The 12,275-nt window shown below is 65.2% G+C and carries 11 protein-coding genes; 8 read left to right on the top strand and 3 right to left on the bottom strand.

Annotation, left to right across the window (positions count from 1 at the left end):
* Window positions 1-34 precede the first annotated feature (34 nt).
* From fba to QX039_RS21030, 6 genes are all read left to right on the top strand, one after another.
* Window positions 35-1,117 carry a class II fructose-bisphosphate aldolase gene (gene fba, locus QX039_RS21005; RefSeq protein ID WP_315733737.1) on the top strand — a complete coding sequence of 361 codons (1,083 nt, stop codon included), beginning with the start codon at window positions 35-37 and terminating at the stop codon, window positions 1,115-1,117.
* Between the two features lie 35 nt (window positions 1,118-1,152).
* The gene (locus QX039_RS21010; RefSeq protein ID WP_315733736.1) at window positions 1,153-2,613 is read left to right on the top strand and encodes a form I ribulose bisphosphate carboxylase large subunit; all 1,461 of its coding nucleotides are present in this window, start codon (window positions 1,153-1,155) and stop codon (window positions 2,611-2,613) included.
* 74 nt (window positions 2,614-2,687) lie between these two features.
* A complete protein-coding gene (locus tag QX039_RS21015; RefSeq protein WP_315733734.1) occupies window positions 2,688-3,104 on the top strand; it encodes a ribulose bisphosphate carboxylase small subunit in 417 nt (138 codons plus the stop codon).
* 168 nt (window positions 3,105-3,272) lie between these two features.
* Window positions 3,273-4,217, top strand: a complete 945-nt coding sequence (cbbX, locus tag QX039_RS21020) for a CbbX protein (RefSeq protein ID WP_315735640.1) — start codon at window positions 3,273-3,275, stop codon at window positions 4,215-4,217.
* Window positions 4,214-4,936: an HAD-IA family hydrolase gene (locus QX039_RS21025; RefSeq protein WP_315733732.1), complete on the top strand. Its 723-nt coding sequence runs from the start codon at window positions 4,214-4,216 to the stop codon at window positions 4,934-4,936. Before cbbX ends, QX039_RS21025 begins: the two co-directional genes overlap by 4 nt.
* 148 nt (window positions 4,937-5,084) lie before the next feature.
* Window positions 5,085-5,777: a TetR/AcrR family transcriptional regulator gene (locus QX039_RS21030; protein WP_315735638.1), complete on the top strand. Its 693-nt coding sequence runs from the start codon at window positions 5,085-5,087 to the stop codon at window positions 5,775-5,777.
* Between the two features lie 9 nt (window positions 5,778-5,786).
* Here QX039_RS21030 and QX039_RS21035 read toward each other — a convergent pair whose 3' ends face one another.
* Both QX039_RS21035 and QX039_RS21040 read right to left on the bottom strand, forming a co-directional pair.
* Window positions 5,787-6,368, bottom strand: a complete 582-nt coding sequence (locus QX039_RS21035; protein ID WP_315733730.1) for a PepSY domain-containing protein — start codon at window positions 6,366-6,368, stop codon at window positions 5,787-5,789.
* Between the two features lie 108 nt (window positions 6,369-6,476).
* Entirely contained in the window at window positions 6,477-7,646 is a 1,170-nt protein-coding gene (locus QX039_RS21040; RefSeq protein WP_315733728.1) for a patatin-like phospholipase family protein, read from the bottom strand.
* A 338-nt stretch (window positions 7,647-7,984) separates the two neighbouring features.
* Here QX039_RS21040 and QX039_RS21045 point away from each other — a divergent pair, with 338 nt between their 5' ends.
* Window positions 7,985-8,800 carry a lytic transglycosylase domain-containing protein gene (locus tag QX039_RS21045; RefSeq protein ID WP_409998861.1) on the top strand — a complete coding sequence of 272 codons (816 nt, stop codon included), beginning with the start codon at window positions 7,985-7,987 and terminating at the stop codon, window positions 8,798-8,800.
* A 96-nt stretch (window positions 8,801-8,896) separates the two neighbouring features.
* Here the strand turns inward: QX039_RS21045 and katG are convergent, their stop codons facing one another.
* Entirely contained in the window at window positions 8,897-11,077 is a 2,181-nt protein-coding gene (gene katG, locus QX039_RS21050) for a catalase/peroxidase HPI (protein WP_315733726.1), read from the bottom strand.
* 227 nt (window positions 11,078-11,304) lie between these two features.
* Between katG and QX039_RS21055 the strand changes: the two genes are divergently transcribed.
* Window positions 11,305-12,234, top strand: a complete 930-nt coding sequence (locus QX039_RS21055; protein WP_315733724.1) for a hydrogen peroxide-inducible genes activator — start codon at window positions 11,305-11,307, stop codon at window positions 12,232-12,234.
* Window positions 12,235-12,275 lie beyond the last annotated feature (41 nt).

Here is a 12,275-nt window from a genome sequence, read left to right on the forward strand (position 1 = left end):
AGAATAGAACATCGAAACAGGGACGGAGATCAACATGGCGCGGATCACGCTCAGACAATTGCTGGACCATGCTGCCGAGCGCAGCTATGGCGTGCCGGCTTTCAACATCAACAACATGGAGCAGGGGCTCGCGATCATGGAGGCGGCGGCGGCGGTCGACGCCCCCGTGATCATCCAGGCCTCGCGCGGCGCGCGCTCCTATGCCGGCGACATCATGCTGTCGAAGATGATCGACGCGCTGGAGGAGATGTATCCGCAGATTCCGCTCTGCCTGCACCAGGACCACGGCAACGACGAGGCGACCTGCGCCACCGCGATCAAGTACGGCTTCACCTCTGTCATGATGGACGGGTCGCTCAAGGCCGACGCCAAGACCGCGGCGGATTATGACTACAATGTCGACATTACCCGCCGTGTCACTGACATGGCGCATTGGGTCGGCGCCTCGGTCGAGGGCGAACTCGGCGTGCTCGGCTCGCTCGAGCATGGCGGCGGCGAGCAGGAGGATGGTCATGGCCTCGAGGGCAAAGTCAGCCGCGAGCAGCTGCTGACCGATCCGGACCAGGCCGTGGATTTCGTCCGCGCCACCAAGGTCGATGCGCTGGCGATCGCGATGGGCACCTCGCACGGCGCCTACAAGTTCTCGCGCAAGCCGGACGGCGAGATCCTCGCCATGAACGTGATCGAGGAGATCCATCGCCGGCTGCCGAACACGCATCTGGTGATGCACGGCTCGTCCTCGGTGCCCCAGGCGCTGCAGGACATGTTCAATCAGTTCGGCGGCGAGATGCCGCAGACCTGGGGCGTCCCGGTCGAGGAGATCGTGCGCGGCATCCGCCATGGCGTCCGCAAGGTCAATATCGATACCGACTGCCGGCTGGCGATGACCGCGATCTTCCGCAAGGTCGGCGCGTCGTCGAAGGTCGAGTTCGATCCGCGCAAGTTCCTGAAGCCGGCGATGGATTCGATGCGCGAGTTGTGCCGCGAGCGGTTCGAGCAGTTCGGCGCTGCCGGCAATGCATCCAGGATCAAGGTCATTCCGCTCGCCGAAATGGCCAAGCGCTACCGCTCCGGCGCACTCGATCCGCGAGTTGGGGGAATGACTGAAGCTGCCTGACATCCACGGCCATAACGAACATTCAGGAGGAACACATGAACGACCCATCGATCACGGTGCGCGGCAAGGATCGCTACAAGTCCGGCGTCATGGAATACAAGCGCATGGGCTACTGGGAGCCGTCCTATCAGCCAAAGGACACCGACGTGATCGCGCTGTTCCGCGTCACGCCGCAGGACGGTGTCGACCCGACCGAGGCTTGCGCCGCGGTCGCCGGCGAATCCTCGACCGCGACCTGGACCGTGGTGTGGACCGACCGCCTGACGGCGGCCGAGAAGTACCGCGCCAAGTGCTACCGGGTCGAGCCGGTGCCGGGCTCGCCGGGCAGCTACTTCGCCTACATCGCCTATGACCTCGACCTGTTCGAGCCGGGCTCGATCTCCAACCTGACGGCCTCGATCATCGGCAACGTGTTCGGCTTCAAGCCGCTGAAGGCGCTGCGGCTGGAGGACATGCGGCTGCCGGTTGCCTATGTGAAGACGTTCCAGGGGCCGGCGACCGGCATCGTCGTCGAGCGCGAGCGGCTCGACAAGTTCGGCCGGCCGCTGCTGGGCGCTACCGTCAAGCCGAAGCTCGGCCTGTCCGGCCGCAACTACGGCCGCGTCGTCTACGAGGCGCTGAAGGGCGGGCTCGATTTCACCAAGGACGACGAGAACATCAACTCGCAGCCGTTCATGCACTGGCGCGAGCGCTTCCTGTACTGCATGGAGGCGGTCAACAAGGCGCAGGCGGCCACCGGTGAGATGAAGGGGACTTATCTCAACATTACCGCAGCGACCATGGAAGACATGTATGAGCGCGCCGAGTTCGCCAAGGAGCTCGGGTCATGCGTTGTCATGATCGACCTCGTGATCGGCTACACCGCGATCCAGTCGATGGCGAAGTGGGCTCGCAAGAACGACATGATCCTGCATCTGCATCGTGCAGGACACTCGACCTATACGCGGCAGCGCGCGCACGGCGTGTCGTTCCGCGTCATCGCCAAGTGGATGCGGCTCGCCGGTGTCGACCACATCCATGCCGGCACCGTGGTCGGCAAGCTCGAGGGCGACCCGAACACCACACGCGGCTACTACGACATCTGCCGCGAGGACTTTAATCCGATGCGGCTCGAGCACGGCGTGTTCTTCGACCAGCCCTGGGCCAGCCTGAACAAGCTGATGCCGGTGGCGTCCGGCGGCATCCATGCCGGCCAGATGCACCAGTTGCTCGACCTGCTCGGCGAGGACGTCGTGCTACAGTTCGGCGGCGGCACCATTGGCCATCCGCGCGGCATCGCCGCCGGTGCGACCGCCAACCGCGTCGCGCTGGAGGCGATGATCCTCGCCCGCAACGAGGGCCGCGACTACGTGCATGAGGGCCCGGAGATCCTGGCCAAGGCGGCGCAGACCTGCACGCCGCTGCGCGAGGCGCTGGAGATCTGGAAGGACGTCACCTTCAACTACGAATCGACCGACTCGCCGGACTTCGTGCCGACCGTCACTCCCGCCGCCTAGTCATTATTCGATGCGCCGCCGCGACGCGGGCCGGAGCCCGCTCGCCCGCATTAGCCACATCAGGAGACATCAACATGCGCGTGACCCAAGGCTGCTTTTCTTTCCTACCCGATCTGACCGATGAGCAGATCACCGCCCAGATCCAGTATTGCCTCGAGAAGAATTGGGCCGTGAACATCGAGTTCACCGACGATCCGCATCCCCGCAACACCTATTGGGAGATGTGGGGCCTGCCGATGTTCGACCTGCGTGACGCCGCCGGCATCATGCGCGAGCTGGCCGAATGCCGGAAGATCTATGGCGACCGCTACATCCGCATCTCGGCCTTCGACTCTACCCACGGCTGGGAGTCGACCCGGCTGTCCTTCATCGTCAACCGGCCGCAGAACGAGCCGGGCTTCCGGCTCGACCGGCAGGAAACCGTCGGGCGCAATCAGCGTTATTCGACGCGGTCCTACGCGGCCGAGCGCCCCGAAGGCCAGCGTTACTGATCCCTGGCGGGCGGAGGTCGCTGCTGCGCCTGCAGGTCTGCGGCGTGGCAGGGATCTCCGCCCGGAGCGGCCATATCACTCTATCTGCCGTTGCTTCGTTGCTGCCAGGTTCGCAATCGAACGCACGGCGATCTGATGCGAGCGTCCCGAACGGAGCACGAGCGGATGATGCAGGCCACGCAGGCGGACACCACCCAGGCGACGCCGGTCGATACCGTCGACCTGCGCCGCGAGTTTGAGAGCGTCGATATTGCGCCCGTGCTGGAGCAGCTCGACCGTGAGCTGGTCGGGCTCGCGCCGGTCAAGACGCGGATCCGCGAGATCGCCTCGCTGCTGATGATGGAGCGGATCCGCCGCAAGATGGGGCTGGCGACGACGTTTCCGACCCTGCACATGTCGTTCACCGGCAATCCCGGCACCGGCAAGACCACGGTCGCGCTGCGCATGGCGGGCATCCTGCACCGGCTCGGCTTCGTCCGTCGCGGCCACGTCATCAGTGTCACCCGCGACGATCTCGTCGGCCAATATATCGGCCACACCGCGCCAAAGACCAAGGAAGTGCTGAAGAAGGCGATGGGGGGCGTCCTGTTCATTGACGAGGCCTATTATCTCTACCGTCCCGAGAACGAGCGCGACTACGGCCAGGAGTCGATCGAGATCCTGCTGCAGATCATGGAATCGCAGCGCGAGGACCTCGTGGTCATTCTTGCCGGCTATGCCGACCGGATGGAGAAGTTCTTCCAGAGCAATCCCGGCTTCCGCTCGCGCATCGCCCACCACATCGACTTCCCCGACTATTCGGAAGCCGAGCTACTGACGATCTCCGAGATGATGCTGGAGGGGCAGAATTATCGCTTCACCCCGGAGGCCCGCGCCGCTTTCGAAAAGTACATCGCCGTCCGGCGCACCCAACCGTTGTTCTCGAACGCGCGCTCGATCCGCAACGCGCTGGATCGGATCCGCCTGCGCCAGGCCAACCGGCTGGTGTCGCGGCTCGACCGCGTACTGACGTCCGATGACGTGATGTCGATCGAAGCCAGCGACGTGCTGGCGAGTCGCGTGTTCGCCAAGGGCGCCGACGCAGGCGACGGCAGGGCGGAGGCGCAATCATGAGTCTCGCTTTGGTGATGAACGCGCCGCTCGACGATCTCAGGCGCCGCATCGCCGACGCCGGCGCGCTGATCTTCGATGTCGACGGCACCATGGCCGAGACCGAGGAGATCCATCGCGAGGCCTTCAACGAGGCGTTCGTCGCGGTCGGCATCGACTGGCACTGGGGCCGCCGCATCTACAAGGAGCTGCTGCGCGTCGCCGGCGGCAAGGAGCGCATTCGCGCCTTCGACCAGAGGCGGCGCACGGGGCCGCCGCTGAGCGACGCAGTCATTGCCCGGCTTCATCGCATCAAGACGGAGCGGTTTGCCGCGCTGATGGCCGACAAGGGATGCCCATTGCGTCCGGGCGTCGAAGCACTGCTGGGGGCTGCCTCGGCACGCGGGCAGCGGCTCGCGATCGCGACGACGACCACGCGCGCCAATATCGATGCCCTGCTGGCGCCCGTGTTGGGCGTGGATTGGGAGGCAGGATTTGCCGCCGTCGTGGCGGCCGACGATGTCGCGCGCAAGAAGCCTGCGCCCGATGTCTACCTGGAGGTCTTGTCGCAGCTCGATCTACCCGCGGCCAGTTGCATCGCGATCGAGGACTCCGGTAACGGGTTGATGGCTGCGACCCGCGCCGGCGTTCCCGTGCTGATCACGCGCAGCCTCTACTTTCATGACGACACGTTCGACGGTGCGCTCGCTGTGCTCGACGATCTCGTGGAGTTTGTTGCCTGAGGTATTTTGAGGTGCCTGTGCTGATGCATTGCCGATTATGTACGCCACCATGCGCATAGCCGCGTGGCGTAGTTGTTCTATTGCCGTCTCGACAAGAACGTGTAATCCCTTAACGATATGTCTTCATGTCGAGTCGAGGTCGTTGAGTATGGCCCGCACGCAGGCCAAATTGAAACGTACGGACGTTGCACGCACGGAAGCGTTTCGCGGGCGGGTGGGACGGCCGCCGAAGGCGCTGGCTGGAAACATCGAGGAACGTATTCTGGACGCTGCGCGCGCGGTGTTTCTCGAGCGCGGCTTTGACGGCGCGAGCATCGACGAGATCGCCGAACGCGCTCCCGCCAGCAAGCCGACGATTTATGCCCGATACACCGGCAAGGCCGCCTTGTTTGCCGCCGTCGTCGAGCGCTCCATCAACGACGTGATGAATCTCGGGGCCTACACGCCGGTCGCCGGCACTGCACAGGAAAAGCTGGTTGGACTTGCCATCGCCATCGTCGATCGCGCGCTGAAGGAATCGCTCGGATTGTTACGGGTCACGATCGGGGAGGCCTACCGGTTTCCCGATCTCAGTTGTCAGTTTCATGACGTCTCGCGTAAGCGCGCCACCCATGCCGTGGCGGCGCTGCTCGCCGAGACGATCGGCGTCTCGGCCATGACCGCCCGCCGGACGCCGTCGAAGGCGTCGGCGGCCTCCGCCGAGATCTTCATCGACCTGATCGTCATGCCGGTGATCATGCGCTCGCTGATGGGCGAGAGCGAACGGACGATCCGCAGGGAGCTGCCCGGCTTCGTCCGTGACCGGGTCAAGATTTTCCTGGCGCTGCAGCCGAAGGCCTGAGCAGCGCGATCAGCGCCGCCGCAGCAATGACGGTTCGAGCGTCACCTGCTTGAGATCGTTGCCGCTGACGACGACCACGATGAAGGCGAGCTTGCCGTCCTTGTTCATCAGGCCGCCACTGATCGCCCGGCCGGCCGCCGAGCGCTCGGCGATCCGAATCGCATCCGACATCTTGAGCCGGACCGTGGTGAGGGCGGCCAGGCTGTTACGGTCGCTTTCGCTCAGTCCGTCCACGGTCGAGAACAGCACGCTGTTGCGCACCTTTGCCGTGGTGCCGTCGATGTCGGATTCCCAGATCCGTCCGCGCTGCAGGGTTCGAACCTTGTAGACGGGGGCGTCGAGCCCACCCTCGAAGCTGATGTCCGCGGTCTTGGAGCCAGGATGAATCCTTTCGGCGATTCGCAGCGCCTGGTGCAGTGACACCTCCGTCCGCCTGAACTTGTCGAGCTCGCGATCAATCGTCTCCTGGCTCAGCGCCGGATCGGTGGAGGCTTGCGGATCCCCCTCCGTCTGCATGCCGGTTCCGGCGACGGCATGCGCCACGGGAGTCCATGACAGCAGGATCAAGGTCAACAGAATGATTCGTTTCATGACGGCCTGCTGTCTCCGATCTCGGTCGGTGCTTGTAGAGCATTCCCTTGGGAAACGGTTGCGATAAAACGAAACTGTATCGTTTTATAATTGTCGGCGGCGCGGTTGTCAAGGTAACGGCGCCGGCGGCGTCTGGGTCCAGAAGCGACCCGAGCGCGCGCCGTCATAGCCGAGGGTGTAGAGCGAGCGCATGTAGTCGGTGTCGAAGCCGACGCCTTGGCCCTCGGGGACGGACGGGTCGATCGCCGTCATGTTGAAGGCCAGGCCATTGTGCTGGGCGAACTGATAGGTGGCCGAGAGGTAGCTCCGGATCTCGCGTTTGCTCTTCATGGCCAGCGAGCGGATCGCGATCGCCTTGGCGCTGTTTTCGACCGGCTGGAAATCGGTGGACGTCCGACCGTTCATGATGATGTAGATGGCGGGCCTCGCTGAGGTCATGCGCCGCGATGATTCGGGCTGCATCAGCAGACGGTCCGGAAAGGTGAACACCTGGGTCGAGACACCGCCGTCGACATGCATCTCCTCGATCGGCTTGCCGTCGGAGGAGGCCGCGATCAGCGACGGCGGAAACGCCACGGGAACGCTGGCGGACGCGGTCAGGACCTGCCGGAACAGGTCGAGCGCGCGCGGCGTCCGCGCCGAGGCGATCTCACCCATGTTCCACAACACCGGGCGCCCCGCGTCCAGGTCGGTGGTCACGACGAACAGTCTCCGGCCCTTGGCGTGTTCTCTGGCGATCGCCGCGAGCAGGTCCGGCGTCGTGTAGTGGCTGATCGCGTCGCGGAGCGGCTGCCCATCGAACAGGGATGAGCCGAACACGGCGTTGAGCGCGTTGGGGGAGGCCGCGAACGAGCTGGCGAGCCCGCTCGTATACATCTCCTTCAGCGTCGCATCGTAGGCTGGCCCGAGGAAGGCGAACGGAGCGATCAGCGCGCCGGTGCTGACGCCCGAGACGATCGTGAATTCGGGACGAGCGCCGCTTTCGCTCCAGCCGTTGAGAACGCCGGCGCCGAATGCGCCGTCGCCGCCGCCGCCGGACAGCGCAAGATAGGCGAAGGGCTTGCCCGGTTGCGGCTGCGGCTTGAACGCGGCGTTGTCGAAGCTCGCGGCCGGCGCATCGGCCCACATCCGGATCGCGCGAAAGCCGTCGATCGTGGCGCGTTTGGCATCGTCGGCCGAATAGGCCGCGCGCTGAACGGCGGCACAGCCGCCGAGCAGGAGAGCCAGGCTGCAGAACGCGGCCAGACTCCCTGCCGCTCGGATCCAACGCGATCGCACGTCCCACCTATCCGTTCAATAAACGAAACCGTATAGTATTGTTATTGCGATTTGATCAAGCCCGAAGGCGATCGACGCGTATCCGCGGATCACGATTGCGGGAGCTGGATCTTGGAACCTGCACGGCAGCCTGGGCCGATCGTCCTGCTGCTCGATCGCAGGCGGCGCTCGGCGCGTTCATCTGCGGCTCACGCGCCGCCGGCTATGATTTTCTTCCATTTCCGATAGGTTGTCGCCGTTTCAACCAGGGGCGGCCGATATTGCCGCGCAGCGGCGTCCGATGTTCCGACAGGGTCACGATGCAGGCCGCATCGGCGGACGCGACCAGAGGAGTCTGAATGATCAACCGGCGGGCCATGATCACCTTCACGTTCACCGCCGCGACGCTGCTCGCAGCCTGCGGCGGCGTTGCGCAGGCGGCGCAGTGCGGCTCGTCGCCGGCGGGGTTCGAGGCGTGGAAGCGCGAATTCAGCGAGGAGGCGAGGGCGAAGGGCGTCGGCGGCACCGCGATCGCCGCGTTGATGCAGACCAACTACGCCTCGGCGACGGTCGCCGCCGATCGCGGCCAGCGCAGCTTCCAGCTCTCGCTCGATCAGTTCCTCGCCAAGCGCGGGGCTGCGGCGATCGTCGCGCGCGGCCGCCAGCTCAAGCAGTCGCAGGCGGCGATGTTCGCCTCGATCGAGCAGCGCTACGGCGTGCCGCCCGGACCCCTGATCGCGATCTGGGGCATGGAAAGCGCGTTCGGCAGCCAGCGCGGCAATCAGCACATGCTGTCGTCGATCGCGACGCTCGCCTATGATTGCCGCCGTCCGGAGTTCTTCACCGACCAGCTCTATGCCGCGCTCAAGCTGATCGACCGCGGCGTGCTCTCGGGCAACACCCGCGGCTCGATGCATGGCGAGGTCGGGCAGACGCAATTCATGCCGAAGAACATCCTCGCTTACGGAGTCGGCAATCTCGACGTCGCCGCCAACGCGCTGGCCTCGACCGCGAACTTCCTGCGCGCCAACGGCTGGAAGGCAGGCGCCGGCTATCAGCCGGGCGAGCCGAACTTCGCCGCCATCGAGGCCTGGAACGCCGCCGGCGTCTATCAGAAGGCGATCGCGCTGATGGGCCGCCAGATCGATGGCGGCGGCTCGGCCGCGGCGCGCTGACAGGCTTGCGACTGGCAAGCATGTCGAAATGAAAGAAGCGGCGCTTCATCACTGAAGCGCCGCCTCGCATTATTCTCGGTCAGTCAGCTTCTCGACTTAGGCCTTCAGCTCGAACCGATCCAGGTTCATCACCTTGGTCCAGGCGGCGACGAAGTCCTTGACGAACTTCTGCTTGGCATCCGAGCTCGCATAGACCTCGGCCAGCGCCCGCAACTGCGAGTGCGAGCCGAAGATCAGGTCGGCGCGGGTGGCCGTCCACTTGATCGCGCCGGACTTACGGTCGCGGCCCTCGAAGGTGTGCTCGCCCTGATCGACCGGCCGCCACACCACGCCCATGTCGAGCAGGTTGGCGAAGAAGTCGTTCGTGAGTGTCTCGGTCTGCGCCGTGAACACGCCATGCTTGGAGCCGTTGGCGTTGGCGCCGAGCACGCGCAGGCCGCCGACCAGCACGGTCATCTCCGGCGCGGTCAAAGTGAGCAGTTGCGCCTTGTCGACCAGCAGCTCCTCGCCCGACAGCCACTGCTGGCCGCTGAGATAGTTGCGGAAGCCGTCATATTTCGGCTCGAGCACCGCGAACGACTCGACTTCGGTCTGCTCCTGCGAGGCATCGGTGCGGCCGGGCACGAACGGCACGGTCACCTCGACGCCGGCCTTCTTGGCCGCCGCTTCGACGCCGGCATTGCCGGCCAGCACGATCAGGTCGGCGAGCGACACCTTCTTGCCGCCGGTGGCCGATGCGTTGAACTCCTTCTGGATGCCCTCGAGGGTCGAGAGCACCTTGGCGAGCTCAGCCGGGTTGTTGACCGCCCAGTCCTTCTGCGGAGCGAGACGAATGCGCGCGCCATTGGCGCCGCCGCGCTTGTCCGAGCCGCGGAAGGTCGAGGCCGAGGCCCAGGCCGTCGACACCAGTTGCGACACCGACAGGCCAGAGGCGAGGATCTTCGCCTTGAGCGACGCGATGTCGTTGTCGTCCACGAGCGGATGGTCGACCGGCGGCACCGGATCCTGCCAGATCAGATCTTCCTTCGGCACCAGCGGGCCGAGGTAGCGCACCTTCGGACCCATGTCGCGATGGGTCAGCTTGAACCAGGCGCGGGCGAAGGCATCGGCGAACTGATCCGGGTTCTCCATGAACCGGCGCGAGATCTTCTCGTAGGCCGGATCGAACCGCAGCGCGAGGTCGGTGGTCAGCATCGACGGCGCGTGGCGCTTGGACTTGTCATGCGCATCCGGCACGGTGTTGGCGCCGGCGCCATGCTTCGGCTTCCACTGGTGCGCGCCGGCCGGGCTCTTGGTCAGCTCCCATTCATAGCCAAACAGATTCCAGAAGAAGTTGTTGCTCCACTTGGTTGGCGTCGTCGTCCAGATCACTTCGAGGCCGGAGGTGATGGTATCGCCGCCCTTGCCGGAGCCGTACTTGCTGGCCCAGCCGAGACCCTGCTGCGCGATGTCGGCGCCTTCCGGCTCGGCCCCGACCAGCGACGCATCACCCGCGCCGTGGGTCTTGCCGAAGGTGTGACCGCCGGCGATCAGCGCCACCGTCTCTTCGTCGTTCATCGCCATGCGGGCGAAGGTCTCGCGGATGTCGTGCGCGGCAGCCAGCGGATCGGGATTGCCGTTCGGGCCTTCCGGGTTGACGTAGATGAGGCCCATCTGCACGGCAGCGAGCGAGCCTGCGAGCTCGCGGTCGCCGCTGTAGCGCTCGTCGGCAAGCCACTTGCCCTCGGGGCCCCAATAGATGTCCTGCTCGGGCTCCCAGGTATCGGCGCGACCACCGCCGAAGCCGAAGGTCTTGAAGCCCATCGATTCCAGCGCGACGTTGCCGGTCAGCACGAACAGGTCGGCCCAGGAGATCTTCTGGCCGTACTTCTGCTTGATCGGCCACAGCAGGCGGCGGGCCTTGTCGAGGTTGGCGTTGTCCGGCCAGCTGTTCAGCGGCGCAAAACGCTGCTGACCAGTGCCGGCGCCGCCACGGCCATCGCCGATGCGATAGGTGCCGGCGGCGTGCCAGGCCATGCGGATGAACAGCGGACCGTAATGGCCGAAATCGGCCGGCCACCATTCCTGCGAATCCGTCATCAGCGCGTGCAGATCCTTGACCAGCGCGTCGAGATCGAGGCTCTTGAATTCCTTGGAGTAATCGAACGCCTCGCCGAGCGGATCGGAGAGGTTCGAGTGCTGATGCAGGACCGACAGATTGAGCTGGTTCGGCCACCAATCCTTGTTCGAAAATCCCTTCAAGCCGCCCGAGAACGGGCACTTGCTGACGTCATCCATGTTTGCCTCCTGACGTGATCGTCATGGTTCCCCCCTGGGGTGGGAGCCGGGACCCTACGCGGCTACTTCGATCAGGGGAAATTGAGATTGATGATCATAACGATAAGATTATCTGATGATGTGGTGTGACGCTGTCCAAACGCATATGGACGCGGTGCGTTACCTCCGCATCTCAAGATTGCGGTCAGGAAAATTGACTTCGCGGCGCTGATCGATAAGATAATCTGATGATACATTTGACGATGCGGCAGCTTCGCTATTTCGACGCGCTGGCGCGTCTGGGGCATTTCGGCCGCGCCGCCGAGGCCTGCGCGATCTCGCAGCCGGCGCTGTCGATGCAGATCAAGGAGATGGAGGAGGCGCTCGGCGGCGTGCTGCTGGAGCGCAACGCCCGCCAGGTCGTGCTGACCCGGTTCGGCGAGCAGCTCGCCGAGCGCGTGCGCGAGATCCTGCGCTCGGTCGATGAGCTCGGCGACTTCGCCCGCGCCTCGCGCGACAAGCTCACCGGCCGGCTCCGGCTCGGCATGATCCCGACGATTGCGCCTTATCTGCTGCCCAAGGTGATCGGGAGCCTGACGCGCAAACATCCCGAGATCGACATCCACGTCCGCGAGTCCAAGACGCCGACCTTGATCGAGGAGCTGGTCGAGGGCCGCCTCGATGCCGCCATCGTCGCGCTGCCGGTCTCGGAGCCGTCGCTGACTGAGGTCGCGCTGTTCGCGGAGAACTTCCTGCTGGTGCGGCCGCCGGAATATGAAGGCGCGGCGGTGCCGAGTGGCGAGATGCTGCGCGAGATGCGGCTGCTGTTGCTGGAGGAGGGGCACTGCTTTCGCGACCAGGCGCTGTCGTTCTGCAACATGCAGGCGCCGCGCGAGATGCTCGATGCCTCCTCGCTGTCGACCCTGGTGCAGATGGTGGGCGCCGGCATGGGCGTGACGTTGATTCCGGAGATGGCGGTCGGCGTCGAGACGCGCTCGGCGTCGGTGTCGCTGGCGCGCTTCGCCGATCCGCAGCCGCAGCGCACGGTCGGCATGGTCTGGCGCAAGACCAGCCCGCTCGCCAAGCAACTGATGCAGATTTCCGAGATCGTCGGCAGCGCGGCCCAGGGTCTGCGCAAGCAGGCCTCGGCCGGGCAGGGCCGCAAGCGGCGAGGGTGATCCCAGCCGTCGTGCGTTTCCTCCCGGAACGTCCCGCGATG

The sequence above is a fragment of the Bradyrhizobium sp. SZCCHNR1043 genome, assembly GCF_032489675.1.
Classification (GTDB): domain Bacteria; phylum Pseudomonadota; class Alphaproteobacteria; order Rhizobiales; family Xanthobacteraceae; genus Bradyrhizobium.